Below are 19,792 nucleotides of genomic sequence, written 5' to 3'. Positions count from 1 at the left end.
GATTATTGTTCTTTTAACCAACGAGCGACATCTTTTGCGAAATACGTAATAATTAAATCCGTTCCTGCTCGTTTCATACTTGTTAACATTTCTAAAACAACCGCTTTTTCGTCAATCCAACCGTTTTGTGCAGCTGCCTTAATCATCGAATATTCACCACTCACGTTATAAGCAACGATTGGTAAATCAAATTCGTTTTTCAAATCACGAATAATATCTAAATACGAAAGCGCTGGTTTTACCATTAAAAAGTCCGCCCCTTCTTTTACGTCAGAACGAGCTTCACGTAGAGCTTCTCGACGGTTTGCTGGATCCATTTGATACGTTTTGCGATCACCAAATTGTGGTGAACTGTGTGCTGCATCACGGAACGGTCCGTAAAAGCTCGAAGCGTATTTAACCGCATACGACATAATCGGGACATGTTCAAATCCGGCTTCATCTAATCCTTTGCGAATGGCGGCCACAAACCCGTCCATCATATTCGATGGTGCAATAATATCAGCACCCGCCTTCGCTTGACTAACAGCTGTTTGGGCAAGAAGATTTAATGTTGGATCATTTAAAACTTTTCCATTCTCGACAATTCCACAATGGCCATGGCTCGTATATTGGCAAAGACATGTATCGGCTACAACGACAATTTGTGGATATTCTTTTTTAATAAAGCGAATCGCTTCCTGCACAATACCATGGTCGTGGTATGCCTGTTTTCCATATTCGTCTTTTTCTAATGGAACTCCAAATACGATAACTGACTGGATACCTAATGAGACAACTTCATCCATCTCTTCTCGTAAATAATCAAGCGAAAGTTGGTAAACCCCTGGCATAGAGGCAACCGGATTCTTTTTCTTTTTCCCTTCAACAACAAAAATAGGATAAATGAGATCTTCCACACGTAAGTAGGTTTCACGTACTAATGCACGCATTGCGTCAGACTGCCGTAATCGACGGTGACGATCAAATTGAATCTCCATTACTAATTCCTCCTCATCTTATACCATTCGTTAATACTTTTGATTAAATCTGGAACAGTATACGTTTCTGGACAAATATGTACGTCATAGCCGTGGTTTTTTACTTCGGAAGCCGTTACTGGGCCGATACAAGCAATCAACCATTTCTTGACGAAGTGAAGTAGATGTTGCTGCTCTAACAGCTGAAAAAAATGCCGGACAGTTGATGGGCTCGTAAAAGTGATGACATCTACATCCTTCAACACAGACGGATCCATCAAATGATTGCTTTCAGTTGGTAAAAATGTTTCATAAATAATCCACTCATCTACATGATAGTCAAATTTTCGTAAGGTTGCCGCTAACACATCACTCGCTAATTGTCCTTTTGGAATTAAGATTCGTTTTCCAGTAAAAGCAGAGTGTACGAATTGGGTTCCGAACTCTTCACCTGTAAATTTCGTTGGAAAAAAATCAACTGAAACTCCTTTTTTTTCTAAAGCCCGTTTTGTTTTTTCCCCCACGGCCCCAAATCGACATCGTAAGGAAGAAATCGGAATCTCATGTTGTTGAAGAAGCTCCCAAAAAAAACGGACACTATTGACACTTGTAAAAAAAATCCAATCATAGTCGAAAAGGGAGGAAATTTCGTACCCTTCCTTACGTAAACGAAAATCAATCATAGGCATTTCAATGGCCGTGCCACCATGTTGTTCAATGAGCTGTTTCATTTCTTTTGATTGTTTTTTTGCCCTAGTAATTACAACCGTTTTCCCTTGTAGAGAGGGAGTACTTTTCATGACCGTTCAAGGTCCTCCTTCACTGCGTCAATCATTTTCTTTGCACCGAGGTCCATTAATTTTTTTGCTAACGCTTCTCCGACTGCTACTGGGTCTTTCCCAATCGCTTGGTCTTTTAGAATGGTTCGGCCATCCGGGGTTCCGACCATTCCCGTTAAGATGATGTCATTTCCTTTATTCATCGTGGCATAACCGGCAATCGGTACTTGACATCCACCTTCTAAGCGATGAAGAAAAGTACGTTCGGCCATCACAGTAGAAGCTGTATAACGACAGTTTAAGCGTTGTAGTTCACGAAGAAGCTCTTCATCATCTTCACGACATTCAATCGCGAGAGCTCCTTGTCCAACAGCTGGTAAGCAAATATCTTCATGTAAGTACTCCGTTATGACCTCATCGGACCAGCCCATTCGAGATAAGCCCGCAGCTGCTAAAATGATCCCATCGTATTCTTCCGTTTCTAGTTTGGCTAGTCGAGTGTCAATATTCCCTCGAATCCATTTAATGTTTAAGTCCGGACGAAATGACAGGAGTTGTGCGCTTCGACGTAAGCTGCTCGTACCAATCACCGCACCTTTTGAAAGATCACGAAGTGGAACATTTCTTTTAGAAATAAGAACATCGCGTGGATCTTCTCGTTTTGGGACACAACCAATCATTAAACCGTCTGGCAGAACAGCTGGCATATCTTTCATACTATGTACTGCCATATCGATTTCTTTATTGAGCATCGCTTGTTCAATTTCTTTAACAAAAAGACCTTTTCCGCCTACTTTTGATAAGGTGATATCTAAAATGCGGTCCCCTTTTGTCACAATTTCTTTTATTTCAAACTCAAACGGAACCCCAAGTTGTTTTAATTGATCAATCACCCATTTCGTTTGCGTTAACGCTAATTTACTCCTTCTTGACCCAACAACAATTTTTCTCATAAGCGCCTCCTATAACCTCTACATATACCAAAAATGGAATGATGACAAACTGCTCGTTAAAAAGAAATTGATTAGTACAATTAAAAAAGCGGCAACGTTCCAAAAAGCTAAGGACTTTCCGTACATCTCTTTTCGGATGCGGAGATATAAAAACATACTATAAAGAAATAATAAAACGAACGAACCGATAATTTTGGGGTCATACCATCGAAACGAAGTGAGATTTAAAGATGCCCATTCTAACCCCAATATGAGGCTTAATAGAAGCATTGGCACACCAATTGCGTTTAAAACATATGACATTTTTTCTAGCTGTGACAAATCTCCAATTCGCCATAGCCGCTGTCCCCATTTTTTCTCTTTCAACAATTTGTATTGAATTAAATATAAAAGCGAAAATACAAACGATAAAGAAAAAGCCCCATATGATAAAATCGCCATCGTTATATGAATAAACAATAACTCGGACACAAGTTGTTCAGCCATTGCTTCAGATTGAATGGTCAATGGAGCAAATGTATGAATCACCATGATAGAAAATCCTAGTAAATTCGTAAAAAACACGGTAAAATCCATTTGCAACAGGCGATTAATAATAATCGATAATGTGACTAAAACCCATGCATAAAAATAAAGCCCCTCCGATAACGTGAGGATGGGAAATCTTTTTGTTTCAAGAATATAAAGAAATAAAAAGATTGTTTGTAATATCCAAACAATCGTTAATGACCAGAAGGCGATGCGATTCGCCTTCCGGTTTTGCTGAAGGAAATCAAAAAAATAAAGTAAAATACTAACAGCGTAAATAAAAATCATTATTCCGTGAAGCTTAGCAATGCTTACTTCAAACATATAGATAAATCTCCTTTACTATTAAAAGGACGGTTGAACATTCATTTCTTTTGCTTCACTTGTCGATTTTTGCTCGATCTTTTCGACTTCTGCTTCGATATTAAAAATTTGTTTAAAAATTTCCAACTTTACTTCTGCATCAGGATGTGCGGCAAATTCTTTCACTTGCAAAATAGGGTCTTTTAACAATTGATTAATAATGCTTTTCGTATGTTTATTTAATACTTTCTTTTCGCGCTCTGTTAACGAAGGAATTTTTCGTTCGATGCTCTCCATCGTCGCTTGTTGAATGGCTAACGCTTTTTGGCGAAGTGCTGATATCACCGGAACAACGCCGAGCATATGCAACCACTCGTTAAACTCCACAAGCTCTTTTTCAATCATTAACATAATTTTTTCTGCTGCTTTTTTCCGTTCTGCTAAGTTCGCTTCTACAATGCCTTCTAAATCGTCAATATCATAAAGAAATACGCTCTCAAGGTCACTAATTGACGGATCTAAATCTCTTGGGACAGCAATATCAACCATAAATAACGGGCGTCCTTTTCTCATTCGCTCAACGTACACCATCATTTCTTTCGTAATAACATACTCTTTTGCTCCTGTGGAGCTTATTAAAATATCTGCTTCCACTAAAGCACATTGTAGCTCTTTTAATGGTTTCGCTTGTCCATCAAAGCGTTTCGCTAAACTTTCCGCTTTTTCATATGTTCGGTTAATGACTGTGACGTTTGAAGCACCGTTTCCGTATAAATTTTCAATCGCTAGTTCACCCATTTTTCCGGCACCTAAAATAAGCACTCGTTTATTATTCAAATGTCCAAAGATTTTCTTAGCCAATTCAACAGCCGCATAGCTAACGGAAACAGCATTCGCACCGATCTCTGTTTCTGAGTGAGCGCGTTTAGCAAATGTCACCGCTTGCTTAAATAATTGATTAAAAATGGTTCCAGTCGACTGTACTTCTTGTCCGATCAGAAAACTCTTTTTTACTTGCCCTAAAATTTGCGTTTCTCCTAATACCATAGAGTTCAAGCCGCACGTCACTTTAAATAAATGCTCTACCGCTCCATCTTGTTCGTAAATAAATAAGTACGGAGAAAACTCTTCTTGCTCTATATGAAACCATTCCGCTAAAAACTCTTTAATGTAATACCGGCCTGTGTGTAATTGATCAACAACAGCATACACTTCCGTCCGGTTACACGTTGAAACTATGACATTTTCTAAAATACTTTTTTTATGTTGAAGCGAGCTCATCGCCTTTCCTAAATCAGCCTCATTAAACGATAACCGCTCTCTTATTTCAACAGGGGCAGTTTTATAGTTTAACCCTACGACGATAATATGCATGGCATAAAACCCCCTTTTGTTCCTTTATGCCCTAGATAGTTATATTATAACACTCATTACTTCAAGCCCTTGAAAAAATTGTGAACAGTTCATGAATCCTATGGTAACATGTAAATGAAACAAAACATATAAATAATAACAAAAGTCGACACAACCATTCTATTGTACAGTATCAAAAAATAGATGAAGATTCAAGTAAGTTCAAATGAACGGAGGATATGATGAAAGATCAACGGATATTTCTAGGAATAATTTTTTTAGGTTTTGGGTGTTATGTATTTTTTCAACAAGTGAATTGGGTTTTCGCACGACCATGGCTGTCATGGCCAACCATTTTAATCATCGTTGGAATCGCCTTTTTAGCGCAAAGTACTTCACCTAAAAGTTCCAATTTTGTACTCCCTGGGATCATCTTCACAGGATTTGGTATTCATTTTCACGTTGTCCATAAATTTTCTATTTGGCCGGATCATATCGGGATTTTTTTACTTATTATTGCCCTTGGATTACTGTTATTATCCATACGAACTGGAAGCGGTCTTGGTTATGGCGTGCTCATTTTATTTGTCGCCATCCTTCTCCTGTTTTATGACCAGTTAACAAGTTTGCTTGGAGCGATCCGAACGACGTTTGACTCTGTTTGGAAGCTTTGGCCTATCTTCTTCATCATATTAGGTATATACTTACTATTCTTCAAAAAGAAATAAAAGATGCGCAATATAAGCGCATCTTTTTCTTATAGTACTTTTTCTAGAAACAAACGAGTTCGTTCCTCTTTCGGACGTTCAAAAACTTCGCTCGGTGGTCCAATCTCGACAATTTTTCCTTCGTCCATATAAACAACTTGATCAGCTACCTCACGTGCAAAGCCTATTTCATGGGTAACAATGATCATCGTCATCCCTTCTTTGGCGAGTTGCTTCATTGTTTGCAAAACTTCACCAACGAGTTCAGGGTCTAACGCCGAGGTCGGCTCATCAAACAACATGATTTTCGGATTCATTGCAAGCGCCCGTGCAATGGCCACACGTTGTTTTTGTCCCCCAGATAAAACGGATGGATATGAGTTCTTTTTATCTATTAAACCAACTTTCATTAATAACTGCTCCGCCTCTTTTACGGCTTGCTGCTTTTTTTTTCCTAATACATGGATGGGAGCTTCTATTATATTTTCTAACACCGATAAATGAGGAAAGAGATGAAAATGTTGAAAGACCATCCCTACTTGTGCCCGAATATCGTTTAAATTGTGTGTATCCTTTTCAATTTTATCTCCATCAATCCAAATATCACCGCGGTCTTTTTCTTCTAAAAAGTTCATGCATCTAAGCAACGTACTTTTTCCGGAACCGCTCGCTCCGATTAAACAAACCACTTCCCTTTTATGGACAGTCAGTGAAATATTATTGAGGACTTTAAAATCATTATATGATTTATCAAGCCCATCTATTTGCACCATCACTATTTTCTTTTGTCCATTCATGCATCACTCACCGCCATTCTCTTTTCAAGCAATTTCACAATAGAAGAAAAAATAAATACAAGCAATAAATAATAGATAGAGACAATTAATAAATAGGTCATATAATCAAATTCATTGGATCCTAAAGTCGTGGCTACACCAAATAATTCAAATACACCGATAAATGAGGCGAGCGAGGAATCCTTTAGAGCAATAATAAATTGGTTTCCAAGTGGCGGTAACGCTCGGCGAAACGCTTGTGGCAAAATGATCCGTCTCATCGTTAAAGAGAGGGACATTCCTAGAGAACGCCCCGCCTCCATTTGTCCGCGGTCAATCGATTGAATGGCTCCGCGGTAAATTTCAGCCATATACGCCCCATTATGGAATGCAAGGCCTAAAATTACCGACCAAATGGCTGAAAAGTTTAATTCCGTCAGCCCAAAATAAAAGATGAAAATTTGAACAATAAGCGGTGTCCCACGCACAATAAAAATATATACGTCAGCTAGTTTTTCTAAGACCTGAATTTGTGAAATTTTAAACAAGGCAAAAATTAAACCAATGATCATCGCGATCCCTATCGACACGATGGTTAGATAAAAGGTAAGCTTTAATCCTTTCCAGAAAATTGGTGATGTCTCCAGCAATAATTGAATAAATTCCATATGCGCCTCCCGTGGTGGAAACAAAAGTTTTATTCAGAAGATAGGGTCGTGATGTCTTCCCCAAAATATTTTTCACTAATCTTCTTTAATGTCCCATCCTCACGTAGCTTCTCGAGTGCTTTGTTAATTTTTTTAAGAAGTACTTTATTGTCTTTCGCCACGGCGATTGCTTGTTCACTACGACCTAATATCTCTTTTCCGACGATTGTTAATCCTTTCCCAATCGCTTCTTTTCCAGTAATAAAATCAGTAATCACCGCATCGTGCTTTCCTTGACTTAATGCCTCTAAGGCAGTGACATCACTATCATATAAAATTACATTGTCCGTCACTTGCTCCGCTTGTTTTGCATATGTAGACCCTTTGGAAACAGCAACTTCTTTTCCAGTTAAATCATCAAGGGATTCAATCTTACTATCTGGGCGGGTAAAGATTTGAGGTCCTGAATAATAATATGGGGTAGAGAAATTCACATTTTTTTTACGGTTTTCCGTGATCGTGTGACTAGCTATCGCCGCATCAAAGCGTCCAGATTTCACACCTTCAACAATCGAAGAAAATTTAAATTTTTTCTGAACAGGCTCTAATCCTAATTCTTTTGCTACAACTTCGCCGACTTCAATATCAAATCCCGACATCGTTCCGTCTGGATTTGTTGTACTAAATGGGGCATATTCTCCAGAGGCAGCAAACGTAAACTTTCCTTCTTCAACCAATTTCATACCATCAGACGTCGTTACCTCATTGCTACAACCAACTAGCATTCCTGCAAAAATGAAACCTATCAACCATTGAAATTTTTTCATTTGTTACCCACCATCCTCCCTCTCGTATTTTTTTCCTTACATAAGAAGTATGCGCTAGATTCATAGACTATTCGTCCCAAAAGTTATGTTTGAACACACCTTCTTATTATGTACATTCCACATTAAAACCAAATTAAACATTTTTTTCTAAAAAAAATAACAGGGACGAGGCCCTGTTATTAATTCATATATTTAAGAATACACTTCCAAGCTTCATCTTTTCCTTGTCCAGTTTCAGACGAAAAGATGACTAAATCGTCTTCTGGATCTAAATGAAGCGTCTCTTTTGTTATTTTTACATGTTTTTGCCACTTGCCTTTAGGAATTTTATCCGCTTTTGTCGCAATGACAATGGTTGGGATTTCGTAATGCTTTAAAAAGTCGTACATCATACAATCGTCGCTTGTCGGTGGATGACGTAAATCCACAATAAGAATTACCGCTCTTAATTGTTCCCGTGTCGTTAAGTACGTTTCAATCATCTTTCCCCATGCTTCACGTTCTTTTTTCGATACTTTCGCGAACCCATATCCAGGAACGTCGACAAAGTGCAATTGGTCATTGATGTTATAAAAATTTAATGTTTGCGTTTTCCCCGGCTTAGAAGATGTACGTGCTAAATTTTTTCGATTGATCATTTTATTAATGAAGGATGACTTTCCAACGTTTGACCTTCCTGCTAATGCAAATTCAGGCAAATTCCCTTCAGGATATTGTTCTTGTTTGACAGCACTGATAACTAAATGAGCATCATGTACCTTCACCAGTCTCCCCCCTTAATGCTGTTTGAAGCACTTCATCGACATGGGAAACTAACACAAAGTGAAGATCTTTTCGTACACTCGAAGGAATATCATCTATATCTTTTTCGTTTTCTTGAGGTAAAATAACCGTCTTTAATCCGGCTCGATGCGCACTTAACGTTTTTTCTTTAACCCCACCAATCGGCAATACGCGACCACGAAGAGTGATTTCACCGGTCATGCCGACATCTTTCTTTACCGGTCGATTCGTTAACGCCGAAAATAGAGCGGTAGCAATCGTAATACCAGCAGAAGGACCGTCTTTTGGAACAGCTCCTTCAGGCACGTGAATATGAATATCATATTTTTCATGGAAGTCTTCTTCAATGTTCCATTCTTTTGCTTTCGAACGAACGTAACTAAACGCCGTTTGTGCAGATTCTTTCATAACGTCTCCTAATTTACCAGTCAATACGAGCTTTCCTTTCCCTGGAGTCAAGGAAACTTCAATTTGTAACGTATCTCCACCAAACGCGGTATAAGCTAATCCTGTTGCCACACCTACTTGATCGGTCAATTCTGCTTGTCCGTAACGGAATTTTTCTTTACCTAGCAATTGCTTTAGCTGCTTTTCAGTTACCACGACACGCTTTTTTTCACCGCTAACAATAATTTTAGCGGTTTTACGGCAAATGGTAGCAATTTGCCGCTCCAGTCCACGGACGCCAGCTTCTCGCGTGTAATAACGAACAATATTTTTTAACGCTTCGTCTCGGACTTGTAGCTGCCCTTTTGTTAAACCATGTTCTTTAATTTGTTTTGGTAACAAATGATTTTTCGCAATGTGAATTTTTTCTATTTCGGTATAACCAGGAATAGTGATAATCTCCATGCGATCTCGTAACGGCCCTGGTATCGTAGATAAGTCGTTAGCCGTTGCGATAAACATGACTTTAGATAAATCATACGTTTCTTCAATATAATGATCACTAAATGTGGCGTTTTGTTCTGGATCTAATACTTCCAATAAAGCGGCCGATGGATCTCCTCGGAAATCGCTAGACATTTTATCTATCTCATCGAGTAAAAATACCGGATTAATCGTTCCTGCTTTTTTCATTCCTTGGATGATCCGTCCTGGCATCGCGCCGACATATGTACGTCGATGCCCACGGATTTCCGACTCATCTCGAACGCCCCCGAGGGAAATACGGACAAACTTGCGACCAAGCGATTCTGCAATGGAACGGGCTAAGCTCGTTTTACCGACCCCTGGTGGACCAGCTAAGCATAAAATCGGCCCTTTTAACGATTTTGTTAACTGTTGAACAGCTAAATATTCCAATACTCGTTCTTTTACTTTATCAAGTCCATAATGGTCTCGGTTTAAAATACGTTCCGCTTTTTGCAGATTTAAGTCGTCTTTTGTTGCTTTTGACCAAGGAAGAGCTAAAAGCCAATCGATATAATTTCGAATAACTGCACTTTCAGCTGAATTGCTCGGTACTTTCTCATAACGTTCCAGCTCTTTCATTGCTGTTTTTTTCACATGCTCAGGCATGCCTGCTTGCTCGATTTTTTCAGTCAGTTCAGCAATTTCGCCTGTCTTTCCCTCTTTTTCCCCTAGCTCTTTTTGGATCGCTTTCATTTGTTCACGCAAATAATACTCTTTTTGTGTTCGCTCCATCGCTCGTTTGACACGCTGACTGATTTTCTTTTCTAGATGGAGCACCTCTTTTTCATTATGAATAATTTCAATCACACGATTTAACCGTTCTTTAATATCAATCGTCTCTAAAATTTCTTGTTTTTCTTTTAACTTTAACGGCAAGTGGGATGACACAATATCAGCGAGACGCCCTGGCTCTTCCATATCGGATACAGTTGCAAATGTTTCAGCGGATATCTTTTTGGACAATTTTATGTATTGTTCAAAATAGTCTAAGACAGTCCGCATGAGCGCCTTTTCTTCGACGTCCGCTGTCGCTGGATCTTCGTATGTTTTTAACGTGGCGGCAAAATACGATCCTTCATCAAAAAATTCCACAATTTCCGCTCGCTTCATTCCTTCAACTAATACACGAATGGTACCGTTTGGAAGCTTTAACATTTGTTTTACTTTCGTTAATGTTCCCATCCGATACAAATCATCTTCCGTTGGTTCGTCGATAGCTACATCCTTTTGCGTGGTTAAAAAAATGATGTTGTCATCCATCATCGCTTTCTCTAACGCTTGAACGGAACGCTCACGACCAACGTCTAAGTGCAGGACCATCGTAGGATAGACGAGCAATCCTCGCAATGGAAGGAGGGGAATAGGTCGTTCTATCGTTGAATTCATTGTATACACCTCCATGATGAAACAATCAACCATATGTACAATTGAATGACATGAATACCAATTTTGTTAGAAGTTTCTTCTCATTCTAACGTATTTTATTATTTATTGTCCATTCTGTGTACCGGAAATCCCCTGCTATTTTTTTAAATCAAAAAAAAAGTTTTTTGTCTACTATTTTTGCTTCAAAAGTTAGTATTATCAATCGGTGTATTTTTATTTATGAAAGGAAAAATCGATTTGGAAATCCAAATCGACTACACAGATTTTTTATTTTGATCTTCCTTTTCGAAAACGATTGGTACGTCAATTGGTATAGAGCCTTCCTGATCAAGCGCCCATTCAAAAACTTCACGTATATGCATAACTGGAACAATGTGAATATCTTTCATTTCTTGTAACAGTTTTTGCATGTTTTCATGAGGGATGAGTACGGTTGTTGCTCCAGAGCGCTTAGCTGCGCGTACCTTTTGGTATATTCCTCCAACAGGTTTCACAAAGCCATGAATGCTTATTTCTCCCGTCATCGCTAACCCTTGTTTAATGGGAATGTTGTAAATGGCAGAATAAATCCCCGTTGCCATTGCGATACCAGCTGAAGGACCATCGACCGGAATACCACCTGGAAAATTAACATGGATATCGTATTGATCAGCAGGTACGCCGATGGAGCGTAATACAGTTAATACATTTTCTATAGAGCCCTTTGCCATGCTTTTTCTCCGAATGGATTTTCCTTCATTTCCGATACTTTCTTCTTCCACAATGCCGGTAATATTTATTGATCCCTTTCCCTTAGATGGAATAACACTTACTTCAATCTCAAGCAGTGAGCCGCTATTCGGACCTGTTACAGCAAGGCCGTTCACAAGGCCGACCCTTTTATTATTCGCTACTTTTTTCTCCATTCGTGGGGTCAGTTGGCTCGATTGAATAATCCATTCAATGTCTTCGTCTTTAATGAACGTTCGATCCTCATTGATTGCTATGCCTGCAGCGATTTGTACCATATTTACCGCTTCTCGACCGTTTCGTGCATAGGAAGCAATGGTGGCTAACCCGTGGTCACTAATGGCCAGCTGCACTTTATCCGCTGCTTTTTTCGCCACTTGTTGAACTTCCTCTTGGTCAAGTTCTCGAAAAAAGATTTCCATACAGCGCGACCGAATCGCAGGTGGAATTTCATTCGGTGTTCGAGTTGTCGCTCCTATCAACCGAAAATCAGCCGGGAGTCCATTTTTAAAAATATCGTGAATATACGTTGGTATTTGTGTATTCTCTTCGCTATAGTAGGCGCTTTCTAAAAACACTTTTCGATCTTCGAGCACTTTTAATAACTTATTCATTTGAATTGGATGTAACTCCCCGATTTCATCAATAAATAATACTCCACCATGGGCGTTCGTTACCGCTCCTTGTTTTGGTTGAGGAATTCCTGCTTGTCCCATCGCTCCAGCTCCTTGATAAATCGGGTCGTGCACCGAACCAATTAATGGGTCGGCAATTCCTCTTTCATCAAAGCGTGCAGTAGTTGCGTCCAATTCAACAAATACTGACGAAGGTCGAAAAGGTGATTTCGGATTTTTTTTCGCTTCTTCTAACACAAGGCGAGCAGCTGCTGTTTTACCTACACCTGGTGGTCCGTAAATGATGACGTGTTGTGGGTTAGGTCCACAAAGCGCTGCTTTTAATGATTTGATTCCATCTTTCTGACCAACAATATCTTCAAATGTTTTTGGTCGCACTTTTTCAGCTAACGGTTCTGTAAGGGAAATAGCCCGCATCTTTCGTAATTGTTCCATTTCCTTTTTCGATTCTCGATCAATGGATACTTTTTGAATGCGTTGGTTTTTTAATAAATTCCAAAAGTATAACCCAATGATGACGCCAAAAACTAACTGAATGATTAAAGCAATACCTGTCCACCCCATCATTTTCCCTCCACGTTGTCAATCTTTCTTATTACTGCTAGTATCTCCTTTCCTGTGGAGGAATAAACGATTTTTTACGTTTTGTAGGGAGGAATATTCGAATTAAATAAAAACCCTTTCTGCTTCATAGGACAGAAAGGGGCATATCAAAGTTTTATGCACTTGTTTTTGTCTCTTCTGTATCAGAAATAACTGTTCCATCTTCCAAAATAAGTTTCGGTGAATGCTGATCTGTAATCGTTTCTTTCGTAATAATGCATTTTTTAATATCATCACGGGACGGTAATTCAAACATGACATCTAACATGACACTTTCGATAATGGAACGTAATCCACGAGCACCCGTTTTCCGCTCAATCGCTTTTTTCGCAATCTCACGGAGCGCCTCCTCTTCGAATTCTAACTCTACACCATCTAATTCGAGCATTTTTTGATATTGTTTAACGAGGGCATTTTTCGGCTTCGTTAAAATTTCAACTAACGCATCTTCATCTAATTGTTCAAGACTGGCAATTACCGGAAGACGTCCGATAAACTCAGGAATTAATCCGAATTTTAATAAGTCTTCAGGTACTACTTTTGTAAGAAGTTCTTTTTCTTCAACTTCTCCTTGTTTCGGATCGGAGCCAAATCCGATAACTTTTTGCCCTAACCGACGTTTAATAATTTGCTCAATACCATCAAACGCCCCACCACAAATAAATAATATGTTCGTCGTATCGATTTGAATAAATTCTTGGTGCGGGTGCTTTCTTCCTCCTTGAGGTGGAACACTAGCGACCGTACCTTCTAAAATTTTAAGTAACGCTTGTTGTACCCCTTCTCCAGATACATCACGTGTAATGGATGGATTTTCAGATTTACGGGCAATTTTGTCGATTTCATCAATGTAAATTATCCCTTTCTCAGCTTTTTCCACGTCATAATCAGCTGCTTGAATAAGTTTTAACAAAATATTTTCGACGTCTTCACCAACATAACCAGCTTCTGTTAATGATGTCGCATCTGCGATAGCGAATGGTACATTTAAAATGCGGGCTAACGTTTGAGCTAATAACGTTTTTCCACTTCCAGTTGGTCCGATTAGACAAATATTACTTTTGGCTAATTCCACATCATCAATTTTACTGTTGGAATTTATGCGTTTGTAATGGTTATAAACAGCCACTGCTAACGACTTTTTCGCTTGATCTTGGCCGATTACATACTCATCTAAAATCTCACGAATTTCGCGAGGTTTTGGAACATCTTTAAACTCTACTTCTTCTTCTGTTCCTAATTCTTCCTCGACAATTTCTGTACAAAGTTCAATACACTCATCACATATATATACACCTGGTCCAGCAACCAGCTTACGGACTTGGTCTTGTGTTTTCCCACAGAAAGAACATTTTAATTGTCCTTTTTCATCGTTAAACTTAAACAATGAATGTCACCCCTTAAAAATCAAAGTAATGTGAAGCTAATCACGACGTGCAAACATAATGATATATTTATGTAATGCATTTTATCATATTTCCATATCGAAAAGGAAATTAAACGATTAAGTATGTATTATGTCTCATCGGTCCAACTTATGTAAATTTTATAAAACAAGGCACGAATAAACTCGCGCCTTGTTGTTGTGGATCATCAGAATGTTCAAGGAAACTATTGATTGAATCGTTAGTTTGAAAAATCTTGTTACTTATATTATGCAACAGTTTTGCTATTTTCTACAAGAAACTCAACTGCTTTACGAATTTGTAGATCCGCTTTTAAGCCATCTAGGCTACCAAGAGCTTTCTTAATGCTATCAGCAGACATGTTGTAAAGCTCAGCCATTTTGTTTACTTCTTCTTCAACTTCTGCATCTGTTACTTCAATGTTTTCTGCTTTCGCAATCGCTTCAAGCGTTAAGCTTGTACGAACACGTTTTTCTGCATCTTCTTTCATTTGTGCACGTAATGCCTCTTTATCTTGCCCAGAGAATTGGAAGTAAAGTTCTAAGTTCATACCTTGCATTTGCAGGCGTTGTTCAAACTCGTTCATCATGCGATCGATTTCGTTTTCGATCATTACTTCTGGAACGTTCATTTCTGCATTTTCTGTTGCTTTTTCTACAAGTGTGTCACGTAGTGTTTGTTCTGCTTCGTTCTTTTTGCTTTCAACTAAACGATTTTTAATTTTTTCTTTCAGTTCTGCTAATGTTTCTACTTCCTCATCTACATCTTTCGCAAATTCATCATCTAATTCTGGAAGTTGTTTTGTTTTTACTTCATGTACTTTTACTTTAAATACCGCTGGTTTGCCTGCAAGTTCAGCCGCATGATACTCTTCAGGGAATGTTACTTCAACGTCTTTTTCATCGCCAGCTTTTGTACCAACTAATTGGTCTTCAAATCCAGGAATAAATGTACCTGAACCTAATTCAAGAGAATAGTTTTCCGCTTTACCGCCTTCAAACGCTTCGCCATCAACGAATCCTTCAAAGTCAATGACAACTGTATCGCCGTTTTCAGCAGTACCTTCTTCTTTCACAACAAGCTCTGCATAACGTTGTTGGATTGTTTTTAATTCGTTTTCTACATCTTCATCAGTTACTTCTGTGTCCATTTTTTCAACTTCTAACCCTTTGTACTCACCAAGCTTAACTTCAGGCTTTACTGTAACAGTTGCTTTGAAAATAAGTTCTTTACCTTTTTCCATTTGTTCTACATCGATTTCTGGACGATCAACTGGTTCAATGCCGACTTCTTCGATTGCTTTTGCATATGCTTCTGGAAGAATGAAGTCTAATGCATCTTGGTATAGAGCTTCTACACCGAAACGTTTTTCAAAAATTGGACGAGGAACTTTCCCTTTACGGAATCCCGGAATAGAAACTTGTTTAACTACCTTTTTGAACGCTTGATCTAAACCGTTATTTACCGTTTCAGCGTCAACTTCAACTGTAAGAACGCCACGGTTTTCCTCTAATTTTTCCCATTTAACTGACATACCACGTTTCCCTCCAACAATCTATAATTAGTATTTGTGTAAAAACACGTAACTAGACTTGCTAAGTAAAGAAAGCCAAGTCTTTGTCATTTGTAAGAAAATGAATTGTAAAGACACATTACAACCATTTCATTATAACATACAACACCGTTCTTTCAACTAGTTAGACGGTGAATTTGTTGGCTCAATCCACTCCTCTAGTTGTTGCAAAAAAGAAATCGCGTGTTTCAATTCAGATTCATTTATGTGAAATTGCTCGGTAATGGTTTCAATTGAAAGTTCGATTCCATACAGTTGATTCCCAAGCCATACGTAAGCAGCAATCCAAATAGCAGGTTTGGTTGGTGATAAAGAAAATGGAAACATGATAAAACCATGCCTCTCCAGCATCGCCAATAATTCCTGACAAAAAGTAGGATTTTCATGTTCATACAGTTGCTCAATACCAATTCTAATCGGTTGAAGCCAATCTTGTTCGGTAAATTCCGGAAGTTCAACCGGAATTACGCGCTTTGTTTTCGAAAATTTCGTGACAGTCATTTCCTTTTTATAATGATGTTCTTTTAATAATAGTAAGATAAGCGTTTTTACCCAAGGATGCCCATCTGGTTGCTTTAACATACTTTCTAACTGTTCGATATATGGTTCTAAATTTTGACCTTTTAACTGGGCGATTTGCATTGTTTGTTCAACGACGTCTTGTTGATGAAGCATCAATGAATTAATTTTTACCATTGTATCCGGTTGACGATTCTTCCATACTTTTTCACTTAACTGTAACAGATGAAAAAAATGCGTCCGTTGCTCCATTGAAAGGTCCGCTTCTTCTAATAAAGCGTGAATGGTAGATACAACTTCTTCGTATTCATTTAATTGGATTAAAATCATTAAATAAAGCTCTACAACTTGAAGGTAGTCGTCCACTCCACGGTGAAGTAAATCTTTACATTCCGCTTTAGCTTCCTCATAATATTTCCCTTCAAAAAGTGCCATTACATACGCGATTTGTATTTGTTCATCAACTGGTTTGATGTCCTTCGCTTGCTTTAATAGACGAATCGCTTCCTCTACTTCCTTGTTCTCTAACTTTTCCGTCCCAATTTGAAGAAGTCGCTCTTTTAACCCTGGAAAGGGAATGATTTTGTTTGAACGGTTCTTCGAGCGTCCTTTCGTCATATATATCCGTCCTTTTCGTGTAATCCAATAATAGTGTATCATGGTCGTTTTTGAAAAACAAAATGCAGTTCATGTTATAAAAAAAGATGCTTCTCCGTTTGGAAAAGCATCAATATATGTATAAGTAGTATTCATGTTTCAACTGGCGTCCCAGGAGAGATTCGAACTCCCGACCGACGGCTTAGAAGGCCGTTGCTCTATCCAGCTGAGCTACTGGGACGTAATTAATTCATGCAATTGAAACATGTATTATTATAGGCTACTATCATTCGTTCGTCAACTTGTATTTTATAATTTCATTTTTTTATTCATTTAATGAAAAGTCTGTTAAACGATACTGTTGATATTTATACATTACGCTTGTGGCGGACGCTTTCCACGGGCAAGCCGCAAGCCGCTTCCCTCACTACGCTCGGTCCAGGGTCTTGCGGCTTCTTGTTCCCGCTGGAGTCGGCCGCCGTGTGAATAACTTGTTAATAATCAACAATGACATATAACATAGCCAATGAAAAAGGACCGTTGGTAATGCTTTCGGATCTACCAACGGTTGCTTAACGATTCCATTTGGGAAGTCAACAATATTATTCTTTTACCGAACCGGAAGTTAATCCAGAAACGATTCGACGTTGGAATAAAAGAACCATGATGACTAACGGTACAGTTACTACTACTGTTGCAGCTGCAATTTCTCCCCACGGTATGGTGTACTGACCTTGGAACATCGCAATACCAACAGGAACGGTTTTATAATCATCCGCCGTATTAATCGTTAAAGCAAAAAGAAACTCATTCCAAGCAGCTATAAATACAAGGATGGCCGTCGTAAATACTCCTGGTATAGCTAATGGTAAAATCACCCGCCAATACGTTTGGAACATGGAAGCACCATCGATTTTCGCTGCTTCTTCTAAATCATTCGGAATTTTTCTAAAAAACGTTACTAACAACCAAATGGATAACGGTAACGCAAAGGTTGTATACGGGATTATTAATCCTAAATAGCTATTCGTTAACCCCATATTTTTAAGAAACATATAAATAGGAGAAATCGTGGCGATTTGTGGAAACATCGAGACCGACAGTACAATTCCTAAAATGATTGATTTTCCTTTAAAATGTAATCTCGCAATTGCGTATGCGGCAAAGGAAGCGACAAATACTGTATAAACGGTAGTGATGGAAGAGACGACGAAGCTATTCCACATATACTTCATAAACGGATAATTAAAAAAGACAGAATGATAGTTTTTAAGTGTTGGGTGTGCTGTAAACCATTTAAATGCTTTTTCGCCAAATAGTTCTGTTAAAGGTTTAACCGAGCTTAGCAACATCCATAAAAACGGAAACATAACGAAAAAGACAAAGGCTATGAGAAATAAATAAAATAAGGGACCAACCTTTTTCTTCACCTGACTTCACCTCTTATTTTTTGCCAGTGTCACTCACTAAGTCAGCACCTAACAATTTAATATAAATAATAGAAATGATAGCGACACAAATAAAGACAACGACTGATAAAGCAGAACCTTCTCCAAAATTCGTTTGCGAGAACATCACTTTATACGCCAATATGGTGATTGTCTCGGTTGAGTTAGCGGGACCGCCACCTGTTAACACATAAATCAAGTCAAATACTCGAAACGCATCGAGTGTACGGAACAATAAGGCAACGAGAATACTAGGTTTAAGTAATGGTAACGTAATATGGACAAACTGCTTCCACTTACTTGCCCCATCAATAGATGCCGCTTCATAAAGCGAATTTGGTATCGTTTGTAGTCCTGCTAACAATAATAACGCCAAATACGGAGTTGTCTTCCAAACGTCGGCAAAAATGACCGCAAACATCGCTCCTAGTCCTGTTGTTAACAACTCACTCATTCGCTCCACAAGGCCGATATCCTCAAAGTATTTGGCTACAATTCCATTTTGACCATCATATAAATAACGCCACATTAAAGCGGAAACAGCCGTAGGAATCGCCCATGGAATTAAAATACTCGCGCGAACTAGTCCTCTTCCAAAAAATGCTTTATTAATAAGCAATGCGATTCCTAGTCCAAGGACTAACTCCACTGCCACCGATATCACCGTAAATACCGTTGTGACCCCAATAGCCTTCCACATTCGAGTGTCTTGAAAATTATCTTTATAATGTTTGAGTCCAATAAAATTTGGCTTCACTACGACATTTTGAAGAGAGGTTGCTAATCCTATGACCCGCTTTTCTTGAAGAAGTATTTCTTTTCCCTCTAATGGGAGAAGCTTTTCCTGTATTTGTTGAACCGCTTGATCAAATTCTATGGCTATCTCTTTTTCTATTGTTATAAACCGCTCTTCCTCTGGTACAGGTTCCAAATTAAACACCTTATCATACACCCGGTCATACATTTCCTTTGCTTTTTGATCTTCTTGAATCTTTTGATCCACATCTTGTAAGTGTTGTTGTACATCTTCAAGTAATGATTTTGTTTCACCACTTGCTTGCTTAATTTCATTGTCAAGAGCCGAAATTAAAAAGGGGTAACTTGATAAATATTGTTCGAGATCAAGTGAATGATTCCAATGAATGCTTGATTTCGTTGGATCGTTTAAACGGAGATCAAAAAGACTAAAGTAAAACGATTGAATAACAGGCCATATGGCGATCAGAAAGATGAGTAACAAAGAAGGAGCAACAAGTAAATAAGCAAATATCTTTTCAGAGCGTTTACTATTTACCACCTAGATCATTCCTTTCATTAGTGGAAACATCCAATAGCCTGATGCTATTGGATGTTTCTAAGGAATTGG

At 38.5% G+C, this 19,792-nt stretch carries 17 protein-coding genes and 1 tRNA gene; 1 reads left to right on the top strand and 17 read right to left on the bottom strand.

From position 1 onward, the window contains the following. Positions 1-2 precede the first annotated feature (2 nt). Genes hemB through H0Z31_07710 form a run of 5 tightly spaced genes read right to left on the bottom strand, consistent with a single transcriptional unit; the run spans position 3 to position 4,896 of the window. Positions 3-980 carry a porphobilinogen synthase gene (gene hemB, locus H0Z31_07730; protein MBO8177326.1) on the bottom strand — a complete coding sequence of 326 codons (978 nt, stop codon included), beginning with the start codon at positions 978-980 and terminating at the stop codon, positions 3-5. Between the two features lie 2 nt (positions 981-982). Next, a complete protein-coding gene (locus H0Z31_07725; GenBank protein MBO8177325.1) occupies positions 983-1,759 on the bottom strand; it encodes a uroporphyrinogen-III synthase in 777 nt (258 codons plus the stop codon). Next, complete coding sequence (hemC, locus tag H0Z31_07720; protein MBO8177324.1) at positions 1,756-2,691, bottom strand: hydroxymethylbilane synthase; 936 nt, start codon at positions 2,689-2,691, stop codon at positions 1,756-1,758. The genes H0Z31_07725 and hemC overlap by 4 nt, the downstream gene beginning before the upstream one ends. Positions 2,692-2,709: 18 nt before the next feature. Further along, positions 2,710-3,543 (bottom strand): cytochrome c biogenesis protein CcsA, encoded by an 834-nt coding sequence (ccsA, locus tag H0Z31_07715; GenBank protein ID MBO8177323.1) that lies wholly within the window; start codon positions 3,541-3,543, stop codon positions 2,710-2,712. Between the two features lie 21 nt (positions 3,544-3,564). Continuing rightward, positions 3,565-4,896, bottom strand: coding sequence for a glutamyl-tRNA reductase (locus H0Z31_07710; GenBank protein MBO8177322.1), 1,332 nt, complete (start codon positions 4,894-4,896; stop codon positions 3,565-3,567). A gap of 221 nt (positions 4,897-5,117) precedes the next feature. Between H0Z31_07710 and H0Z31_07705 the strand changes: the two genes are divergently transcribed. Beyond that, entirely contained in the window at positions 5,118-5,603 is a 486-nt protein-coding gene (locus H0Z31_07705; GenBank protein MBO8177321.1) for a hypothetical protein, read from the top strand. Between the two features lie 29 nt (positions 5,604-5,632). On the opposite strand, the gene H0Z31_07700 is transcribed toward H0Z31_07705, so the two are convergent. From H0Z31_07700 to H0Z31_07645, 12 genes are all read right to left on the bottom strand, one after another. Then, entirely contained in the window at positions 5,633-6,355 is a 723-nt protein-coding gene (locus H0Z31_07700; GenBank protein ID MBO8177320.1) for an amino acid ABC transporter ATP-binding protein, read from the bottom strand. Between the two features lie 20 nt (positions 6,356-6,375). Further along, positions 6,376-7,026 (bottom strand): amino acid ABC transporter permease, encoded by a 651-nt coding sequence (locus H0Z31_07695; protein MBO8177319.1) that lies wholly within the window; start codon positions 7,024-7,026, stop codon positions 6,376-6,378. 29 nt (positions 7,027-7,055) lie between these two features. Continuing rightward, the gene (locus H0Z31_07690; protein ID MBO8177318.1) at positions 7,056-7,832 is read right to left on the bottom strand and encodes a transporter substrate-binding domain-containing protein; all 777 of its coding nucleotides are present in this window, start codon (positions 7,830-7,832) and stop codon (positions 7,056-7,058) included. 179 nt (positions 7,833-8,011) lie between these two features. Beyond that, positions 8,012-8,596: a YihA family ribosome biogenesis GTP-binding protein gene (locus H0Z31_07685; protein MBO8177317.1), complete on the bottom strand. Its 585-nt coding sequence runs from the start codon at positions 8,594-8,596 to the stop codon at positions 8,012-8,014. Further along, complete coding sequence (lon, locus tag H0Z31_07680; protein MBO8177316.1) at positions 8,583-10,916, bottom strand: endopeptidase La; 2,334 nt, start codon at positions 10,914-10,916, stop codon at positions 8,583-8,585. The genes H0Z31_07685 and lon overlap by 14 nt, the downstream gene beginning before the upstream one ends. Positions 10,917-11,170: 254 nt before the next feature. Continuing rightward, positions 11,171-12,844, bottom strand: coding sequence for an ATP-dependent protease LonB (gene lonB / locus H0Z31_07675; protein ID MBO8177315.1), 1,674 nt, complete (start codon positions 12,842-12,844; stop codon positions 11,171-11,173). A 154-nt stretch (positions 12,845-12,998) separates the two neighbouring features. Beyond that, positions 12,999-14,270 (bottom strand): ATP-dependent protease ATP-binding subunit ClpX, encoded by a 1,272-nt coding sequence (clpX, locus tag H0Z31_07670; protein MBO8177314.1) that lies wholly within the window; start codon positions 14,268-14,270, stop codon positions 12,999-13,001. A 266-nt stretch (positions 14,271-14,536) separates the two neighbouring features. Continuing rightward, positions 14,537-15,823, bottom strand: a complete 1,287-nt coding sequence (locus H0Z31_07665) for a trigger factor (protein ID MBO8177313.1) — start codon at positions 15,821-15,823, stop codon at positions 14,537-14,539. 159 nt (positions 15,824-15,982) lie between these two features. Then, positions 15,983-16,999, bottom strand: a complete 1,017-nt coding sequence (locus H0Z31_07660) for a tetratricopeptide repeat protein (protein ID MBO8177312.1) — start codon at positions 16,997-16,999, stop codon at positions 15,983-15,985. Positions 17,000-17,142: 143 nt separating this feature from the next. Next, a tRNA-Arg gene (locus H0Z31_07655) sits at positions 17,143-17,219 on the bottom strand. A gap of 361 nt (positions 17,220-17,580) precedes the next feature. Continuing rightward, entirely contained in the window at positions 17,581-18,408 is an 828-nt protein-coding gene (locus H0Z31_07650) for a carbohydrate ABC transporter permease (GenBank protein MBO8177311.1), read from the bottom strand. Between the two features lie 13 nt (positions 18,409-18,421). After that, a complete protein-coding gene (locus H0Z31_07645; protein MBO8177310.1) occupies positions 18,422-19,723 on the bottom strand; it encodes an ABC transporter permease subunit in 1,302 nt (433 codons plus the stop codon). Positions 19,724-19,792: the final 69 nt, after the last annotated feature.

This window comes from Bacillus sp. (in: firmicutes) (assembly GCA_017656295.1).
Lineage (GTDB): Bacteria > Bacillota > Bacilli > Bacillales > JACDOC01 > JACDOC01.
This window is presented reverse-complemented; position numbering and strand designations above follow the sequence as displayed.